An 18054-nucleotide genomic window follows, 5' to 3' on the forward strand; every position below is an offset into this window, starting at 1 on the left:
TATCTGCAGCTTATGGAAGACCAATGTGGGAGGGGGCTTGCTCCCGATAGCGGGGTGTCAGTCAGCTTATGTAGGGCTGACACACCGCTATCGGGAGCAAGCCCCCTCCCACATTTGAGCTGTGTACCCTTGAGAAAATTGATTACTTCATGCTGGTAAACGCCAACTTCACCCCAATGGCGATCAACACCGCGCCCATGGTCCGATCAAACCAATGCCCCATGCGCGCAAAGCCGGCGCGTACACGCTGCTGGCTGAACAACATGGCCACCAGGCAGAACCACACCGCCGTCGCCACCGCCAGGTACACGCCATAACCCGCTTGTACCGCAAGTGGCGTATGCGGGTTGATCACCACGGTGAACAGCGAGAGGAAGAACAGCGTCGCCTTGGGGTTCAGGCCGTTGGTCACAAAGCCTGCGGTAAATGCACCGCGTGGGGTGCGCTCGCCCGCTTCGAGGTGCAACTCGCCTTCGGCAGCAGGCTTGGCCGGCTGGGCGCGCAGGGCCTTGAAGCCGATATACAGCAGGTACGCCGCTGCGGCCCATTTGAGCGCATTGAACAACACGATGGACTGGGACACGATCAAACCGATCCCCAGCAACGAGTAACCCACATGCACAAAAATCGCCGTGCCAACGCCCAGGGCCGTCCAGGTGCCGGCGCGGCGACCGTGGGTCACGCTCTCACGGACCACCACGGCGAAATCCGGGCCGGGGCTGGCCACCGCCAACAAGTGAATCAAGGCTACGGTCAAAAACTCGGCGACGTACATGCTCACTCCATTAAGTAACTGATTATTTCATCTGATAGGCTCGGAAGATTACGCCTTCGAACCTCGTCGCAAAAGGTACAGTTGATCATGAACAATCGCCGCGCCGTCTTCCTCGACCACCCTTCGCTGGACTTGGGCGACCTCGACCTCAGCGGTTTGCGCGACTGCTTCAGCCAGTTGCAGCTGTTTGAGCAGACTACGCCACAGAATGTGCTGGAACGCTTGCAGGGCGCTCAAGTCGCGATCAGCAACAAAATACCGCTCACCGCGCAAACCCTGGCGGCGTGCCCCGAGCTCAAGCTGATCCTGGTTTCAGCCACCGGCACCAACAATATCGACCTTGAAGCCGCCCGCGCCCACGGCATCACCGTGAGCAACTGCCAGGGTTACGGCACGCCGTCGGTGGCCCAGCACACGATCATGCTGCTGCTCAACCTCGCCACGCGCTTGAAGGACTACCAACAGGATGTGGCCGCCGGCAAATGGCAGCAGGCCAGGCAGTTCTGTCTGCTGGACCATCCAATTGTCGAGCTGGAAGGCAAAACCCTCGGCCTGCTCGGCCATGGCGAACTGGGCAGCGCGGTGGCGCGCCTGGCCGAAGCCTTCGGCATGCGCGTGGTACTCGGCGCGATTCCCGGGCGCCCTGCCCGCGCCGACCGCGTGCCACTGGATCAACTGCTGGCCCAGGTCGATGCGCTGACCTTGCATTGCCCGCTCAATGAACACACCCGCGACTTTATCGGCGCCCGTGAACTGGCGCTGCTCAAGCCCGGCGCGTTTATCGTCAACACCGCCCGTGGTGGCTTGATCAACGAACAGGCCTTGGCGGACGCGTTGCGCAGTGGTCATCTGGGCGGCGCGGCGACCGACGTGTTGAGTGTGGAGCCGCCGATCAATGGCAACCCGCTGCTGGCCGGCGATATTCCTCGGTTGATTGTCACGCCCCACAATGCCTGGGGCAGTCGCGAAGCGCGGCAACGCATCGTCGGCCAATTGACGGAAAACGCCCGAGGCTTTTTCAGCGGTGCCCCGCTGCGCGTCGTCAGTTGATAAACTGCGCCCCTTTTCAAGGAGCAGACCATGGATCCGCGCAGTGAAGTACTGCTTCGTCAGGCCGAACTTTTTCAAGGCAACCTGCTGCTGGTAGGTTTGCCTGCCGACGACTTGCTTGGGCGCTTGCCCAACGCCCATGGCTGGTGCTGGCACGCCGGCGACCAGGCCGCGCTTGATGCACGGTTTCCCGAGCGCAGCCAGTTCGGGGTGAATGTGCCCGAGCGTGCCTTCGATGCCGCGGTGATCTTCCTGCCCAAGTCCAAGGACCTCACCGACTACCTGCTCAACGCCGTGGCCGCTCGCCTGCCTGGCGCCGAGCTGTTTCTGGTGGGTGAGAAAAAAGGCGGTATCGAAAGCGCTGCCAAGCAGATGACCCCCTTCGGCAAGCCGCGCAAGCTGGATAACGCGCGGCATTGCCAGCTATGGCAAGTCACCGTCGCCAACGCCCCGCAAGCGGTCGAACTGGAGAGCCTGGCACAGGTCTTCGATGTACTACTGGCCGAAGGCCCACTGAAGGTGGTGAGCTTGCCGGGAGTGTTCAGCCATGGCCGCCTGGACCGCGGCACCGAGTTGCTGCTGGAGCACCTGGACAAGCTGCCCAGCGGGCATCTGCTCGATTTCGGTTGCGGCGCCGGGGTACTGGGGGCTGCGGTCAAGCGTCGCTACCCGCATAACACCGTGACAATGCTGGATGTGGATGCCTTCGCAGCTGCCAGCAGTCGGCTGACGTTAGCGGCGAACGGCCTGGAAGCCGAGGTACTGACCGGGGATGGAATCGATGCCGCGCCAATGGGGCTGAACGCGATTTTGAGCAACCCGCCGTTCCATGTCGGGGTGCATACCGATTACTTCGCCACGGAAAACCTGCTGCGAAAAGCAGCCAAACATCTGGCAAAAGGTGGCGAACTGCGCTTGGTTGCCAACAGCTTCCTGAAGTATCAGCCGCTGATCGAAGAGCATCTGGGTATCTGCGCAATCAAGGCCGAAGGCAATGGTTTTCGCATCTACCGAGCCAAGCGCCCCTGACGGGCGTTTGAAAAAGAACGCTTGCCGAATGGATTTTGCCTAGGCAGAATCCGCAGCGTCCTAGGGGAGTAGTCTCCCACGAGCCCATGCTCGTCCGGCATACGTCAACATACTTGGTCAGCAGACCATGGCGTATGCGACCCAGGAGTCCGCACAGACGGGCCGGGGTTTGACAAGACCTATGACACGCACACCTTACCCGGGGCGGGAAGGCTGTACGTGTCATAGCCGTGTCGACCCGCCCCTGGAAACTACCTGATGCTGGATTCACTACTCGTTCCTACCGCAATCGTTGCCTTGGCCGAAATCGGCGACAAGACGCAGCTGCTCGCGCTCGTTCTTGCTGCCCGCTTTCGCAAACCCTGGCCGATCATCGCCGGCATTGTCGCCGCAACCCTGGCCAACCATGCGGCCGCCGGTGCCGTGGGCGCCTGGTTCGGGAGTTTCTTCTCGGATGCGGTGCTGCACTGGATCCTCGCGGCGAGCTTCTGTGCCACGGCACTCTGGACCCTGGTGCCAGACAAACTCGATGATGACGAAGCCAGTACCACCCGCAAGTTCGGGCCATTTCTGACCACGCTGATTGCGTTCTTCCTTGCGGAAATCGGTGACAAGACCCAGATCGCCACGGTGATGCTGGCAGCGCAGTATCCGGAGTTGTGGCTGGTGATTATCGGCACCACGCTGGGCATGTTGATTGCCAACGTACCGGTGGTTCTGGCGGGGAATTTCGCGGCGGAGAAACTGCCGCTGACCTTGATTCGTCGATTGGCGGCCACAGCGTTCTTTGTACTGGCGATTGTGGCGGTCTACAAAGCCATGCAAAGCAGCGGCTGGATCTAAGACTGCAACCCGATCTATTGTGGGAGGGGCGGTGCGCCCCTCCCACATTTGGATCGTCATCAAGCCTCAGGATTTCTTGGCCTGCTGGTACAGCGGCATTACCTTCGGAATCGCTGCCTGCAACGAAGCAATCCGGCTGTCGGAAGCCGGGTGAGTACTCATGAATTCCGGCGGCGCGCCTTCGGAAGCCTTGGCCATTTTGTTCCACAAGGTGATCGCGGCGTTCGGGTTGTAGCCGGCACGCGCCGAAAGCTCCAGGCCGATCAGGTCGGCTTCGTTTTCGTTGCTGCGGCTGTTGGGCAAGGTCATGCCATAGTTGGCCACGGTATCGGCCAGTGCCAGGCTGTCCTGGCCGAGACCGAATATTGCACCAGCGCCCTGCTTGGCCATTTCAATACCGTACGCCTTGGACATCGCTTCACGACCGTGCTCACGCAGGGCGTGGGCGATTTCATGGCCCATCACCGCAGCCAACTCGTCATCGGTGAGCTTGAGGTTGTCGATCAGCGCGCTGTACACCAGGATCTTGCCGCCAGGCCCGCAGTTGGCGTTCATCTCGTCGCTTTTGATCAGGTTCACTTCCCAGTTCCACTGGGCGGCATCTGCGCGAAAGGTCGGCGCCTGGGCGATCAGGCGCTTGGCGATGGCCTGCACACGCTTGGCGTTGGCGCTGGTCTTGTCCAGAACGCCTTTGCCACTGGCTTCACCCAGGGTCTGCTGGTAAGACTGGGCGTACATCTGGTCGACTTCCTGGCTCGACAACATGCTGAACATGTATTGCTTGCGCTCAACCCCAACAGCACCGCCGCTGGTCGTGTTGACCGACTGGCAACCCGCCAGCAACATCGCTGCAACCAAACCGCTTACCGCCAATGACTTCTTCATGAACACGCTCCCTGAAAACATGGCGCGTATCGTAGGCGGTCGTTTGTATTGGCGCCAGATACATCAGACATTTAACCGCTGAATTTCGGACACATCCCACAGTGCAGGCTCAAGCCGGGGTCAGGCACTCCGGCCCATTGAGCTTGGGATCATTGACCATATTGGCCAGCACGCGCTCACGTAAAGCGCTGGGCTCACCGGCCAGCAACCCCTGCAACACGTGCAGCGGCGTCTCGGGGTCGAGCCAGGCGGCTTGCCCCGCCGCATCAAGAATCAACGGCCGACGTTGGCTTTGCGCTGCCTGGGTGACCACGGCGGTGCTCAGCCACACCTGCTCCTGCACGGGATACGCTTCCCAGATCGCAGCAAAAAACAGGGTGGAGCCCTCCCCCGGCGTCAACCAATACGGGCGCTTGCGCTGGGTACCGCGCCATTCGTAGAAACCGTTGGCTGGCAACAGGCAGCGGCGCTGGCGGAATGCCTCGCGGAACATCGGTTGCTCGGCGAGCGTTTCGGCGCGGGCATGGGCCGGAGTACGGGAAAGATCCGTCAACCAAGGCGGCGTCAGCCCCCAACGGGCACGCGCCAGGGTGAGCTGGCCTTCGCTCAGGCGCTGGATCAGCACCGAATCATTGGGGGAAATGTTCCACTGGGCCTGCTGGTCGGCGGGGAAGCCGGGCAAGGCAGCAAAGGCAGGGTTCCAGCGAAACAGGGCATAACGTCCACACATGGGGCAACACGACTCTTGGGGTAAACCGACCGACAGCCTAACAGACCAATACGTCGGGGAAGCTGTCGGGTTCGTCGCCGGGCAAGGGTTGCGCGCCGATATAGGCCGTGATCAGCTCGCGGGCGTACGCCGCCTGATCATTATCGACCTCCAGCCCCAGCAAACCGAAGATCGGCAACTCGCCGGTACCACCGAGCAAGTGGCGGCCCATCAAGTGCGCTTCGATGCCCTCACTGGCCAGCATCTGTTGCAACAGCTCGCCTTCCATCAGGTTTTCCGGCTCGTAGATTCGCTGCATGGGCGTACCTGTTATTCGTTTTCGCTACGCATCATTCATTTTCGCTGCGGGTTTCGAGCATCCACTCGTCACCATGCACTTGCAGGTTGAACGTGATCGGCCGGCAACACACCTGGCAGTCTTCTATATAGGTCTGGTCCCCGCCAGACAAATCCACTGTTGTCTCGACCACTTCGCCACAATAAGGACAATCGTACATCGCAGTTTCCAGCATCGCAGTCTCCAAGGTGACTTGTGCGTATAATCGCCGGTCTATTTACAGGGCTATTTCCGGCAGAGCCAGTTTACTCACGCCGCCCCTGCTATTTCCTTTACTTACCCTAGCCGTTTCTAACAAGAGAGCATGATGGGCGAATTCGATACCATCCGACCTTACAACGACAGCGAAGTCCCGGCAGTGCTGGCGCGTCTGTTCAGTGACAAGGCCTTTCTGGACATCCTGACCCACTTTCGCTTCCCGCGCTTTGCCGGCGCCCTGGGCTGGTTGCTCAAGCCGATGATCGCGCGCAAATTGCGCCGTGAGTTTGCCGGCGTCACCACCGTGGCGACGCTGCAAGACAAAGTTGAATACTACGTTGACCACACGATTGACCGGGCGACCGACGGCGTAACCTACACCGGCGTCGAGCAGCTCAAATCCGGCACCGCCTACCTGTTTCTGGCCAACCACCGCGACATCGTGATGGACCCGGCCTTCGTCAACTATGCCGTGTATCACGCCGGCCTGCCGACGCCACGCATCGCCATTGGTGACAACCTGCTGCAAAAGCCGTTTGTCAGCGACCTGATGCGCCTGAACAAGAGCTTCATCGTGCACCGTTCGATCACCGGGCGAAAGGAGAAGATGGCGGCCTACAACCTGCTGTCGGCCTATATCAACCATTCGATCCGCAACGACTGCCAGTCGATCTGGATCGCCCAGGCTGAAGGCCGGGCCAAGGATGGCGATGACCGTACCGAATCGGCGATTCTCAAGATGTTCCACGTCAGCCGCAAGGACGAGCCGTTTGCCGAGGTTATCCAGTCGTTGAACCTGACGCCGGTATCCATCAGCTACGAGTACGACCCTTGCGATGCCGCCAAGGCCCGCGAGCTGTATATCCGCGCCACCACCGGCACCTACACCAAGGCACCGGGCGAGGACGACGTGAGCATCGCCCTGGGTATCACCGGCTACAAGGGCCGCGTACATGTGAACTTTGCGCCGCCGATTACCGAGCGTTTCGAAGATACCAAGCTGCTGGCAATGGAAATGGACCGGCAGATCCTCGGTGGCTACCGCTTGTTTCCGGTGCATTACCTGGCGTACGCACAGTGGGTTGATGCCGATCCGCAGTTGCAGGTGCCTAAAGCGGCGGATGTATTCCCCGCCGATGAGCTGGCCAAGGCCAAGGCAGAATGGGAGCGACGCTTGAACGAATGCCCGGCCGAACACCGGCCTTATCTGGTGGTGCAGTATGCGACGCCGGTACGCAATCAATACCGAGTCAAGGCCGGGATCCCCCTGTAATATGTGACCCTACAGGGGATATGTGGCAGGCGCTGATTCTACGGGCAGTACATGGCCAGTGTGGGAGCTGGCTCGCCTGCGATAGCGGTGGTTCAGTTAAAGATTCAGTGGCTGATACACCGCCTTCGCGGGCAAGCCCGCTCCCACATTTGGTTTTGCAGTGGAATTAGAAATGGGTGCTGAGCCAGGAGGCGGCCAGGGCCAAGCCAAGGCAGCCGAACCCCACACGGTAAGCCTGACGATGCGCCCGTTCGGTGTGCGTATCCAGAAAAAGCATCGGCTGGTCGATAGCACGCTCTTCACTACGCATGGCGAGTTCAGCCATCGCACGTTGCGCATGCAGGCGGGTGATAAACAGCACCAAGGCGCCCGAGCAGGCAACCAACAGGGCAACAGCATTGATGAGCAGCGCCATCGCAAACCTCGGCGAATCAGTATTCGGATATCAGTCCAGATACCAACCTGAACGATAGTCGCCTCCTGCGCCTTTAATGCTCCTTCTCCGTTGACGGCTAATGTATCCAGTAATTTACAGCGTCACCTGAACGTCACCTTAACAAGCCACTCTGTTGCCCTTCGACGCTTGAGGAGCAAGTCATGTTACACGCGCAAAATCAGGATCGGCTGTATCTGATCGCCCCAAACGATGAGCAAGAGGCGCTGGTCGGCAGCCTTGCGTTCAACGTCCAGGATCGCCACTGGCTGGTGTATTGCGCCCTCGGCGGCCACCAACATGCGGACTTGCCGGAACTGGATTTGCTCACCGGCGTGAGTGTGCTGGACTTCTATGTCGATACGGCGGCATGACCAAACCACGGGCATAAAAAAACCGGGCTCATCACTGAGCCCGGTTTTTTGTGCACGGTTTATTGCGAACTGAGCAACTGGCTGATGCTTGGGTCCTTGAACAGGCGGGTCAGTGCATCGCTGAGCACATCGCTGACCAGCTTGGTGTTGGTTTCCTGGTTGGGCGACATGCCGAAGCGCTGATTCAGCGATGCGGCGTAGCGGCCACTGTAGCGACGGGTACCGGCGCTGACGTCAGACTTGAAGGTCGCACCGATGGAGGCTTCGGTCACATACAGCCCCTCTTTGGGCGACTGGTACTTCAGCTCGGCCAGGGTCACGGTCAGTTGCGGCACACCTGGCGAGTTGGTCGGTGTAAAGCCCAGCAAGCGCACAGCGGCTTCAGCCTGGGCCTGCAGCTTGGGCAGCACATCCTGGCCGGTCACCGAAATCAGCGCAGTCTCCGGATACAGGCCGCCACGCGAGCCCAGGGTTGGCGACGGACGACCGTCGACCACACGTACCGACACCGGCTGGCCATGACCTACCGCAGCCAACGGCGCGGTGACTTTAGGTTGCGGGCTGAGTTGTTGCGGGCTGTTGGCGCAGCCAACCAGGGTCAAACTGGTCACAGTGATCAAACCGAACAACAGGCGTTGCAACATACTCATTTCTCCAGGACTAGGTGCAGACAGGTCGCCAGTATAACGGTGCACGCACGCCACTCACCAGCAATCCTGAACAGTGGCTGAAGCCACGGGCAAATTACAAATTCGCATAAATTGGTCACCGCAGTGTCATGCCACACTGGCAATCTTCAAGCATGTAACACACCAGGTACACAGCCATGCGCCTTCTCAAGACACTGTTCATGTCACACGCCCGTCACCGCCACTTCGCCCTGCTCGACGCCCAGGGCCATTGCCAGGCATTCAAGCAATGCAGCCTGCCGCCCGTCGGTGAAGGTTGGGTAGAAGTGACCGAGACTCATCTGGGCTGGATGCACCGCCCTCTGCCGGCCAGCGCCAGGGTCAAGCCGCAGGTTTTTCGCGCACAACACCGGCAAGCGTTGGCCTCCTGACCGTGACCCGAATAAAAGTCATAAAACACGCCCATTTCCCTGGCGTTCTTCGCTACAATCTCCCCCCGATTATAAGGACGTCTCCTGATCGGGCCCCGCAGCATCGTTAATGCCCAGGCATTAGCCCCAAAATCGCCCACAGAGAGCCGCCCACACAGATCAAGTGAAGCTGGCGTGCTTGCTGTTTCCTTTGCAAACCACCCCGCCTTTATCGGATCTGCCAGAGCTGCCATTGCGCTCGGCCACTTGTGTTGTTTGCCCGTTTTGCCGCATGTCGGCAGAGGTTTACGGGCCAGGTGCCAGGCTGGGGCAGCCCTTTTTTGAGGTTCACGTCTTCAAAAGAGCGTGAAAAAACGGGTTTTCACAACTTCACAAGAGTGTGGCGAGCAAATGAATAGTTTGGCGTTTGTACAAACACCACCAGCGTCTGGGGCAGCCCAATTACACAGGATCGAGCCTTCCTCAAAAACCGGAGCTTGAGCCTGTCCGCTACGGATTGGTTGCACGAATCGCACGCTTTGACCATAAGTCGAATTGCCACAGGCGCCCATGAATGCGTTCATAGGCAGATTAGCCCGGCAGGAAGCGTGTGCTGAAGTTGCAAAGAATTGCGAAACGGACATGGCGATCCTGGCCATGGGTAACCTGGGGCAACACGTGAACCGCCCCGTCACTCCTGGCAGCCATGCCGTCAATTTGGTGCTGCAGATTTTGGAGACGCGTTAAATGGCGCATAACGAAGCAGTCGACGTAGTACTGGTAGGGGCCGGCATCATGAGTGCCACCCTGGCCGTACTGCTCAAAGAGCTCGACCCCGGCCTCAAGCTGGAAGTCGTTGAGCTGATGGATTCGGGTGCCGCGGAGAGTTCCAACCCGTGGAACAACGCCGGTACCGGCCACGCCGGGCTGTGTGAGCTGAACTACACGCCACAGGCCGCCGATGGCTCCATCGACATCAAGAAAGCCGTGCACATCAACACCCAGTTCGAGGTGTCGAAACAGTTCTGGGCGTACCTGACCAAGAAGGGCACCTTCGGCTCGTCCAAGTCGTTCATCAGCCCGGTCCCGCACCTGAGCTTCGTGCAGGGCGACAAAGGCGTGTCCTTCCTCAAGAAGCGTTTTGAGACCCTCAGCCAGCATCACGCGTTTTCGGACATGCACTACACCGAAGACCGCAGCGAAATGGCCGAGTGGATGCCGCTGATGATGCCGGGCCGCCCGCTTGACGAAAAAATCGCCGCGACCCGCGTGATGAACGGCACCGACGTCAACTTCGGCGCCCTGACCAATCAGTTGCTCAGCCACCTGACCAGTTCGCCGGATGCCCAGGTCAAATACTGCAAGCGCGTCACCGGCCTCAAGCGTAACGGCGCCGGCTGGACCGTGAGCATCAAGGACGTCAACAGCGGCAACAGCCGCGAAGTGGACGCCAAGTTCGTGTTCCTCGGCGCCGGTGGTGCGGCCCTGCCGCTGCTGCAAGCCTCGGGCATCGAAGAAAGCAAAGGCTTCGGCGGTTTCCCGGTCAGTGGCCAGTGGCTGCGTTGCGACAACCCGGAAGTGGTCAAACAGCACCAGGCCAAGGTCTACAGCCAGGCTGCCGTGGGTTCACCGCCCATGTCCGTGCCGCACTTGGACACCCGCGTGGTGGATGGCAAGAAGTCCCTGTTGTTCGGGCCATACGCAGGCTTTACCACCAAGTTCCTCAAGCACGGCTCGTTCCTTGACCTGCCGATGTCGATTCGCGCTGGCAATATTGGCCCGATGCTGGCCGTGGCCCGCGACAACATGGATCTGACCAAGTACCTGGTCAGCGAAGTGCGCCAATCCATGGAGCAGCGCCTGGAATCCCTGCGTCGCTTCTACCCCGAGGCAAAAGCCGAAGACTGGCGCCTGGAAGTGGCCGGCCAGCGGGTGCAGATCATCAAGAAAGACCCGAAGAAAGGCGGCGTGCTGCAATTTGGCACCGAGCTGGTGGCGGCCAAGGACGGTTCGCTCGCGGCGCTGCTGGGCGCATCTCCGGGTGCCTCGGTGACCGTATCGATCATGCTGGAGCTGATTGAACGCTGCTTCCCGCAGAAGGCTGCCGGTGAATGGGCGAGCAAGCTGCACGAGATCTTCCCGGCGCGGGAAAAGGTCCTGGAGACGGATGCCGAGCTGTATCGCAAGATCAACACGCAGAACAACATCAGCCTTGAGCTGGTGGAGCAAAGCAACGAAGCCCAAAGCTACGCTTAAGGTTTGAATGCAAAAAAAACGCCCCTCGGGGCGTTTTTTTGTGGCTCGGATAATCAGCCGCGGGCCTTGTCGATCAGCTCGATGTACTCGGCGGCGTTGCGCTGGTCCTTGATCAGATCAACGAAGGTCTGGCCATGCTCGTCCTTGCCATCCAGGTCCAGGCCTGCTTCTTGGAAAAAGCCCAGGAAACGCTCGAAGTCGTCGATACGCAGGCCGCGATAGGCCTTGATCAGTTTGTGCAGGGACGGCGAAGTCGCATCAACCGGCTCGAAGTCCAGGAACAACTTGATTTGGTCGTCACCGATCTCGTCGCCAATCACCTGTTTCTTATCTTTACGCATTACCGACTCCAGCCTGCAGACATTTACACGGGGTTTGAAGTCTACCTGCGCGACGCAGGATGTGGGAGGGGCTCAATCGAACTGGGCAAGCATCCAGCGTTGGTAGTCAGCCACACCGGCATCACCTTCTCGCGGCGCCCAATCAGCCAGCTCCCCCTCACCCACCGGTCGATAAGGCCCGGCCTTGCATTCGAACATCACAGTGTCAGGCTCCAGCACCACCAGGCCATGGAATACGCCCGGCGGCAAGTCGACACCGGCGCACTTACCACCCGCCTGCATCACGCGCTTGGCAATCACTTCACCCGTTTCGGTGAATATCAGTAGACCCAGGGCCCCCTGAAGCACCAGCAAGGTCTCCGCCTTGTCGGCACTCAGGTGACGATGGGGCGGTACATATGTGCTCGGTTGCAGGGCCACAGCCAAGCGATGGCAAGGTTCTTCCATCTGATGGAAATTATGGTGATACCGGCCACGAGGGCTGGCGGCCGCTTTCTCGGCCAATTCGGCAAACAGGGTCTGATCAAGAAAGCGGGCCATCGATTACATTCCTTTAACGGCAAAGATGCCATTGGCGTTACGCCAGTAGCCTTTGTAGTCCATGCCATACCCGAAGATATAGCGGTCGACGCACGGCAGCCCAACAAAATCGGCCTTCAATTCAGGGCGGGCCTTGCGGTCGTGGTCTTTATCGATCAACACAGCGGTATGCACTTTGCGCGCGCCGGCATGTTTGCAGAAATCGATGATCGCGCCCAGGGTATGACCTTCATCGAGGATGTCATCAATGATCAGCACATCGCGGTCAATGAACGAAACTTCCGGCTTGGCCTTCCAGAACAGATCGCCGCCGCTGGTTTCGTTGCGATAACGGGTGGCGTGCAGGTAAGAGGCTTCCAGTGGGAATTGCAGGTGGGTGAGCAATTTACCGGCGAAGATCAGGCCACCGTTCATCACACAAAAGACCACCGGGTTGGTGTCGGCCATTTCGCGGGTGATGTGCTCGCCGACCTTGGCGATTGCTGCTTCGACCTGCGCTTCGGTGTACAGGCAGTCAGCCTCGTGCATGATTTGACGGATATGCTCGAGATCAGCAGACATGGCGCTCTCCAAGGGGGTGCTGTGGCAAGAAAAGCGGGCGAAGGTACGCTTCTCGTGCGCTCCAATCAAGCCTTTATGGACTAACGTACTTGATGTCTATAGGACAACACTCTCGGATAGATTAATCTAGGCCGGTTTTTTTGCCCGCCGCCGGAGCCTTTCCCATGCCCACTCGCGAGATCCGCCACCCGCTGATCCGACACAAACTCGGCCTTATGCGCCGTGCCGACATTAGCACGAAGAATTTCCGTGAGCTTGCTCAGGAAGTCGGAGCGCTGCTGACTTACGAAGCCACCAAGGATTTACCCCTGGAAACCTACGAGATCCCCGGTTGGGCCGGTCCCGTACAAGTGGAAAAAATCGCCGGTAAGAAAATTACCGTCGTCCCTATCCTGCGCGCCGGTATCGGCATGCTCGAAGGTGTACTCAGCCTGATCCCGGGCGCCAAGGTCAGCGCCGTGGGCGTTGCCCGCAATGAAGAAACACTGCAGGCCCACACCTACCTGGAGAAGCTCGTTCCGGAAATCAACGAGCGCCTGGCCATGATCATCGACCCGATGCTCGCCACCGGTAGCTCCATGGTCGCGACCATCGACCTGCTGAAAAAAGCCGGCTGCCGGGACATCCGTGCCATGGTGCTGGTGGCCGCGCCCGAAGGCATCGCCGCCGTCGAGAAAGCCCATCCGGATGTGCAGATCTACACCGCATCCATTGATGAGCGCCTGAATGAACACGGCTACATCATCCCAGGCCTTGGCGATGCCGGTGACAAGATCTTCGGCACCAAGCAGAAGGACGCGTGAACATGCAGGATGAATTCAACGACCCGCTTTGGCGCCAGATCCTGTCTGGCGCACAGATGCTCTTCGTAGCATTTGGCGCGCTGGTGTTGATGCCGCTGATCACAGGTCTTGATCCAAACGTCGCACTGTTCACCGCCGGCCTGGGCACATTGCTGTTCCAGGTGGTGACAGGGCGGCAGGTGCCGGTATTTTTGGCATCGAGCTTCGCGTTTATCACCCCGATCATCCTCGCCAAAGGCCAATTCGGCCTGGCGGCGACCATGGGTGGGGTGATGGCGGCCGGTTTCGTCTATACGTTCCTGGGCCTGGCCGTGAAGGTCAAGGGCACCGGCTTTATCGATCGACTGCTGCCACCGGTGGTCATCGGCCCGGTGATCATCTCGATCGGCCTGGCCATGGCGCCGATTGCCGCCAATATGGCCATGGGCAAGTCCGGCGACGGAGCCGAGTTGATCCATTACCAGACGGCGATGCTGATCTCGATGCCCGCGCTGCTGACCACCTTGATCGTGGCCGTGTTCGGCAAAGGTATTTTCCGCCTAGTGCCGATCATCTCCGGCGTGCTGGTGGGCTTTGCCATGTCGTTCTATTTTGGCGTGGTCGACACCGCAAAGATCGCGGCTGCGCCGTGGTTCGCCCTGCCCCACTTTACCGCGCCGGAGTTCAACTGGCAGGCGATCCTGTTTATCGTCCCGGTGGCCCTGGCCCCGGCGATCGAACATATCGGCGGTGTGATTGCGGTGGGCAGCGTGACCGGTCGCGACTACCTGAAAAAGCCCGGCCTGCACCGCACCTTGCTGGGTGACGGTATCGCCACTACGGCTGCCGGCATGTTTGGCGGCCCGCCGAACACCACCTACGCCGAGGTGACCGGCGCAGTGATGCTGACCAAGAACTACAACCCGAAAATCATGACCTGGGCGGCAGTGTTTGCCATCAGCCTGGCGTTTATCGGAAAGTTCGGCGCACTGCTGCAGAGCATCCCCGTGCCAGTGATGGGCGGGATTCTGTGCCTGCTGTTCGGCTCGATTGCCGCGGTGGGGATGAACACGCTGATTCGCCACAGGATCGACCTGGGTGAAGCACGCAACCTGGTGATCGTGTCGGTAACCCTGGTATTCGGGATTGGCGGTGTGCTGGTCGGCACCGGCACCGGCCCGGACGATTTCGGCCTCAAGGGCATTGCCCTGTGTGCGGTGGTGGCGATTGGCTTGAACCTGCTGCTGCCGGGCAATGATGGCTGGAAGAACAAGAAGCCGGATGAGCCGCTTCTTTAACTAACGCCGCAAAATAGAATGTGGGAGGGGGCTTGCCCCCGATGACGGAGTGCCAGTCGACATCTAATCGACTGATCCACCGCTATCGGGAGCAAGCCCCCTCCCACATTTTTTTGATTTTCAGTGTGGCTTAGAGCTCGCCCAGGCCATCAACCAGCGCCTGGTTCTGCTCAGGCGTACCGATACTGATCCGCAGGAACTGGGCAATCCGCTCCTGCTTGAAGTGCCGCACGATAACCCCCTGCTCACGCAACTTGGCTGCCAATCCAGCAGCGTCATGCCGTGGGTGGCGCGCAAAGATGAAGTTCGCCGCCGAGGGCAACACTTCAAACCCTTTGCCTTCCAGTTGCGCGACCACCTTGTTGCGGCTGTCGATCACCATCTGGCAGGTCTGCTCGAAGTATTCACGGTCTTCGAACGCCGCCGCCGCGCCAACAATCGCCAATCTGTCCAGCGGGTAGGAGTTGAAGCTGTTCTTGACCCGCTCCAGCGCCTCGATCAGGTCCGGATGACCCACGGCCAGGCCCACACGCAAACCGGCCAGTGAGCGCGATTTGGACAGGGTCTGGGTCACCAGCAGGTTCGGGTAACGGTCCACCAGGCTGATGGCGGTTTCGCCACCGAAGTCGATGTAGGCTTCGTCGACCACCACCACCGAATCCGGGCTGGCCTTGAGGATCTGCTCCACCGCATCCAGCGCCAGTACGCAGCCGGTGGGTGCGTTCGGGTTGGGGAAGATGATCCCGCCGTTGGGCCTGGCATAGTCAGATGCGCGAATCTGGAACTGCTCGTCCAACGCCAGCGCGTCGTACTTGATGCCGTAGAGGCCGCAATAGACAGGGTAAAAGCTGTAGCTGATATCCGGGAACAGCAGTGGCAGATCGTGCTGGAACAGGCCATGAAAGATGTGCGCCAGGACTTCATCGGAACCGTTGCCCAGGAATACCTTCCCGGCGTCGATTCCGTAATACCTGGCCACTGCCTGTTTAAGCAGGTCGCTGTTGGGGTCCGGGTACAGGCGCAAGTTGTCGTTCAACTCGGCCTGCATCGCTGCCAATGCCTTGGGCGATGGGCCGTATGGGTTTTCGTTGGTGTTGAGCTTGACCAGCTTGGTCAGCTTCGGTTGCTCACCGGGTACGTAAGGCACAAGGTCCTTGACGAAAGGGCTCCAGAATTTGCTCATGCCTTACTCTCCCTTGACGATGCGGTATTCAGCGCTGCGTGCGTGAGCGCTGAGGGATTCACCACGGGCCAGCACCGAGGCAGTCTTGCCCAGCTCGGAAGCACCTTGTGGCGAGCAGAAGATAATCGACGAACGCTTCTGGAAGTCATACACCCCCAGCGGCGATGAAAAACGCGCAGTGCCGGAGGTCGGCAACACGTGGTTAGGCCCGGCGCAGTAGTCGCCCAGGGCTTCGCTGGTGTGACGCCCCATGAAGATCGCACCGGCGTGACGAATCGACGGCAACCAGGCCTGTGGATCCGCTACGGACAGCTCCAGGTGTTCCGGCGCGATGCGGTTGGCCACTTCGATGGCTTGCTCCATATCACGCACCAGAATCAGGGCGCCGCGGCCATTGATCGACTTCTCGATGATTTCGGCACGCTCCATGGTCGGCAGCAGCTTATTGATGCTGGCGGCGACCTTGTCGAGGAACTCGGCATCGGGGCTGACCAGGATCGCCTGGGCATCTTCGTCGTGCTCAGCCTGGGAGAACAGGTCCATGGCGATCCAGTCCGGATCGGTCTGGCCGTCACACACCACCAGAATTTCCGAAGGGCCGGCGATCATGTCGATGCCGACCTGGCCGAACACATGGCGCTTGGCGGTGGCGACGTAGATGTTGCCTGGGCCAACAACCTTGTCGACCTTCGGCACGCTTTCGGTGCCATAGGCCAAAGCCGCGACGGCCTGGGCGCCACCGATGGTGAACACTCGGTCGACACCCGCGATGCAGGCGGCAGCCAGTACCAGTTCGTTGATTTCACCACGAGGGGTCGGCACCACCATGACCACTTCAGTGACGCCCGCCACTTTGGCCGGAATCGCGTTCATTAACACGGACGACGGATAAGAGGCTTTACCGCCCGGCACGTAAAGGCCGGCACGGTCCAACGGCGTGACCTTCTGGCCTAGTACGGTGCCATCGGCTTCGGTGTAGCTCCAGGAGTCCTGCTTCTGCTTTTCGTGGTAGCTGCGTACCCGCGCCGCTGCGACTTCCAGGGCTTCGCGCTGGGGCGCGGTGATACGCGTCAGGGCCAGCTCAAGGCGCTCGCGGGGCAGGATCAGGTCCGCCATCGACTTGACGTCCAGGCCGTCGAACTGACGGGTGAAGTCCACCAGCGCCGCATCACCGCGCTCGCGCACGGCCTTGATAATGTCGAGCACCCGCTGGTTGACCGAATCGTCGGACACGCTTTCCCAGCTCAGCAGATGATCCAGATGATGGGCGAAATCCGGGTCGGCAGCGTTGAGTCGGGCAATTGCAGTGGACGTGGTCATAGCGAGGGCCTCAATAGAATTGGCAAAAACTCAGGCGCCCTAAACTAGCAGTCGTTTCCGCTTGGGCACCTGAGAATTCTGGCTATGAGGCGGATAGACGGGCGCAGCCTTTGGGCTACGCGGGTGAGTCAACCGCGGTGTCGAGACTCCACTGCCTTGCGCAGGGTGTCGATCAACGCCTGGATACGGGCGTGTTGCATCTTCATAGAAGCTTTGTTGACGATCAGGCGAGAGCTGATGTCGGCGATGAAATCCTGTGGCTCCAAACCGTTGGCGCGCAGGGTGTTGCCGGTGTCGACCACGTCGATGATTTTGTCGGCCAGGCCGATCAGCGGTGCCAGCTCCATCGAGCCGTAGAGCTTGATGATATCGACCTGGCGGCCCTGTTCGGCGTAGTAGCGCTTGGCGACGTTGACGAACTTGGTCGCCACCCGCAGGCGGCCCTTGGGCTCGACATCACCGACACGGCCAGCGGTCATCAACTTGCACAGGGCGATACGCAGGTCCAGTGGCTCATACAAGCCCTGGCCACCGTATTCCATCAGCACATCCTTACCCGCGACACCGAGGTCGGCGGCACCATGTTCAACGTAGGTCGGCACGTCGGTAGCCCGCACGATCAGCAGGCGAACGTCGTCCTGGGTCGTGGGGATGATCAGCTTGCGGCTCTTGTCCGGATTCTCGGTCGGCACGATGCCCGCTTCAGCCAGAAGCGGCAACGTGTCGTCAAGGATGCGGCCCTTGGACAGTGCGATGGTCAACATGGGAACGTCAGTCCTTCATCAGGCTATTGCTGTCCGGTCACAA

General features: G+C 59.9%; 22 protein-coding genes and 1 riboswitch. Of the genes, 9 read left to right on the top strand and 13 right to left on the bottom strand.

Annotated elements, in window-relative coordinates:
• Positions 1-142: 142 nt before the first annotated feature.
• Positions 143-775 (bottom strand): LysE family translocator, encoded by a 633-nt coding sequence (locus tag JH25_RS17620; protein WP_032877746.1) that lies wholly within the window; start codon positions 773-775, stop codon positions 143-145.
• An 87-nt stretch (positions 776-862) separates the two neighbouring features.
• Between JH25_RS17620 and JH25_RS17615 the strand changes: the two genes are divergently transcribed.
• From JH25_RS17615 to JH25_RS17605, 3 genes are all read left to right on the top strand, one after another.
• Positions 863-1825 (top strand): 2-hydroxyacid dehydrogenase, encoded by a 963-nt coding sequence (locus JH25_RS17615; RefSeq protein WP_005784899.1) that lies wholly within the window; start codon positions 863-865, stop codon positions 1823-1825.
• Positions 1826-1855: 30 nt separating this feature from the next.
• The gene (locus JH25_RS17610; RefSeq protein ID WP_032877748.1) at positions 1856-2854 is read left to right on the top strand and encodes a class I SAM-dependent methyltransferase; all 999 of its coding nucleotides are present in this window, start codon (positions 1856-1858) and stop codon (positions 2852-2854) included.
• Positions 2855-2904: 50 nt separating this feature from the next.
• Positions 2905-3025, top strand: a riboswitch (yybP-ykoY riboswitch).
• Positions 3026-3112: 87 nt separating this feature from the next.
• A complete protein-coding gene (locus JH25_RS17605) occupies positions 3113-3697 on the top strand; it encodes a TMEM165/GDT1 family protein (RefSeq protein ID WP_032877750.1) in 585 nt (194 codons plus the stop codon).
• Positions 3698-3763: 66 nt separating this feature from the next.
• Here the strand turns inward: JH25_RS17605 and JH25_RS17600 are convergent, their stop codons facing one another.
• From JH25_RS17600 to JH25_RS17585, 4 genes are all read right to left on the bottom strand, one after another.
• Entirely contained in the window at positions 3764-4582 is an 819-nt protein-coding gene (locus JH25_RS17600; protein WP_005784894.1) for a M48 family metallopeptidase, read from the bottom strand.
• Positions 4583-4691: 109 nt separating this feature from the next.
• On the bottom strand, positions 4692-5312 hold the full coding sequence (locus JH25_RS17595) for an SOS response-associated peptidase (protein WP_005784892.1): 621 nt from the start codon (positions 5310-5312) through the stop codon (positions 4692-4694).
• A gap of 37 nt (positions 5313-5349) precedes the next feature.
• A complete protein-coding gene (locus JH25_RS17590) occupies positions 5350-5610 on the bottom strand; it encodes a putative signal transducing protein (protein WP_032877751.1) in 261 nt (86 codons plus the stop codon).
• A gap of 31 nt (positions 5611-5641) precedes the next feature.
• Positions 5642-5824 (bottom strand): CPXCG motif-containing cysteine-rich protein, encoded by a 183-nt coding sequence (locus JH25_RS17585; RefSeq protein ID WP_032877753.1) that lies wholly within the window; start codon positions 5822-5824, stop codon positions 5642-5644.
• A 132-nt stretch (positions 5825-5956) separates the two neighbouring features.
• Between JH25_RS17585 and JH25_RS17580 the strand changes: the two genes are divergently transcribed.
• On the top strand, positions 5957-7120 hold the full coding sequence (locus JH25_RS17580) for a 1-acyl-sn-glycerol-3-phosphate acyltransferase (protein ID WP_177327401.1): 1164 nt from the start codon (positions 5957-5959) through the stop codon (positions 7118-7120).
• 166 nt (positions 7121-7286) lie between these two features.
• Here the strand turns inward: JH25_RS17580 and JH25_RS17575 are convergent, their stop codons facing one another.
• On the bottom strand, positions 7287-7535 hold the full coding sequence (locus JH25_RS17575) for a hypothetical protein (RefSeq protein ID WP_032877757.1): 249 nt from the start codon (positions 7533-7535) through the stop codon (positions 7287-7289).
• Positions 7536-7717: 182 nt separating this feature from the next.
• On the opposite strand from JH25_RS17575, the gene JH25_RS17570 reads away from it, so the two are divergent.
• On the top strand, positions 7718-7927 hold the full coding sequence (locus JH25_RS17570) for a hypothetical protein (protein WP_005784881.1): 210 nt from the start codon (positions 7718-7720) through the stop codon (positions 7925-7927).
• A gap of 59 nt (positions 7928-7986) precedes the next feature.
• Here the strand turns inward: JH25_RS17570 and JH25_RS17565 are convergent, their stop codons facing one another.
• Positions 7987-8571 (bottom strand): YajG family lipoprotein, encoded by a 585-nt coding sequence (locus JH25_RS17565; RefSeq protein WP_032877759.1) that lies wholly within the window; start codon positions 8569-8571, stop codon positions 7987-7989.
• Between the two features lie 182 nt (positions 8572-8753).
• On the opposite strand from JH25_RS17565, the gene JH25_RS17560 reads away from it, so the two are divergent.
• On the top strand, positions 8754-8987 hold the full coding sequence (locus JH25_RS17560; RefSeq protein ID WP_032877761.1) for a hypothetical protein: 234 nt from the start codon (positions 8754-8756) through the stop codon (positions 8985-8987).
• Positions 8988-9713: 726 nt separating this feature from the next.
• The gene (mqo, locus tag JH25_RS17555; protein ID WP_005784875.1) at positions 9714-11222 is read left to right on the top strand and encodes a malate dehydrogenase (quinone); all 1509 of its coding nucleotides are present in this window, start codon (positions 9714-9716) and stop codon (positions 11220-11222) included.
• 53 nt (positions 11223-11275) lie between these two features.
• On the opposite strand, the gene JH25_RS17550 is transcribed toward mqo, so the two are convergent.
• From JH25_RS17550 to JH25_RS17540, 3 genes are all read right to left on the bottom strand, one after another.
• On the bottom strand, positions 11276-11563 hold the full coding sequence (locus tag JH25_RS17550; RefSeq protein WP_032877763.1) for a PA4642 family protein: 288 nt from the start codon (positions 11561-11563) through the stop codon (positions 11276-11278).
• 72 nt (positions 11564-11635) lie between these two features.
• Positions 11636-12103 (bottom strand): WbuC family cupin fold metalloprotein, encoded by a 468-nt coding sequence (locus JH25_RS17545; RefSeq protein ID WP_032877765.1) that lies wholly within the window; start codon positions 12101-12103, stop codon positions 11636-11638.
• Positions 12104-12106: 3 nt separating this feature from the next.
• Complete coding sequence (locus tag JH25_RS17540) at positions 12107-12664, bottom strand: hypoxanthine-guanine phosphoribosyltransferase (protein ID WP_005784869.1); 558 nt, start codon at positions 12662-12664, stop codon at positions 12107-12109.
• Between the two features lie 164 nt (positions 12665-12828).
• Here JH25_RS17540 and upp point away from each other — a divergent pair, with 164 nt between their 5' ends.
• Positions 12829-13467: a uracil phosphoribosyltransferase gene (upp, locus tag JH25_RS17535; protein WP_003188608.1), complete on the top strand. Its 639-nt coding sequence runs from the start codon at positions 12829-12831 to the stop codon at positions 13465-13467.
• Positions 13468-13469: 2 nt separating this feature from the next.
• Positions 13470-14744 carry a uracil-xanthine permease family protein gene (locus JH25_RS17530; RefSeq protein WP_032877767.1) on the top strand — a complete coding sequence of 425 codons (1275 nt, stop codon included), beginning with the start codon at positions 13470-13472 and terminating at the stop codon, positions 14742-14744.
• A 130-nt stretch (positions 14745-14874) separates the two neighbouring features.
• Here the strand turns inward: JH25_RS17530 and hisC are convergent, their stop codons facing one another.
• The 3 genes from hisC to hisG form a co-directional block, all read right to left on the bottom strand.
• A complete protein-coding gene (gene hisC, locus JH25_RS17525) occupies positions 14875-15927 on the bottom strand; it encodes a histidinol-phosphate transaminase (RefSeq protein ID WP_032877769.1) in 1053 nt (350 codons plus the stop codon).
• 3 nt (positions 15928-15930) lie between these two features.
• Positions 15931-17247 carry a histidinol dehydrogenase gene (gene hisD / locus JH25_RS17520; RefSeq protein ID WP_003188601.1) on the bottom strand — a complete coding sequence of 439 codons (1317 nt, stop codon included), beginning with the start codon at positions 17245-17247 and terminating at the stop codon, positions 15931-15933.
• Between the two features lie 128 nt (positions 17248-17375).
• Entirely contained in the window at positions 17376-18011 is a 636-nt protein-coding gene (hisG, locus tag JH25_RS17515; protein ID WP_003188599.1) for an ATP phosphoribosyltransferase, read from the bottom strand.
• Between the last annotated feature and the right edge of the window lie 43 nt (positions 18012-18054).

The organism is Pseudomonas sp. BRG-100 (assembly GCF_000737955.1).
Lineage (GTDB): Bacteria > Pseudomonadota > Gammaproteobacteria > Pseudomonadales > Pseudomonadaceae > Aquipseudomonas > Aquipseudomonas synxantha_A.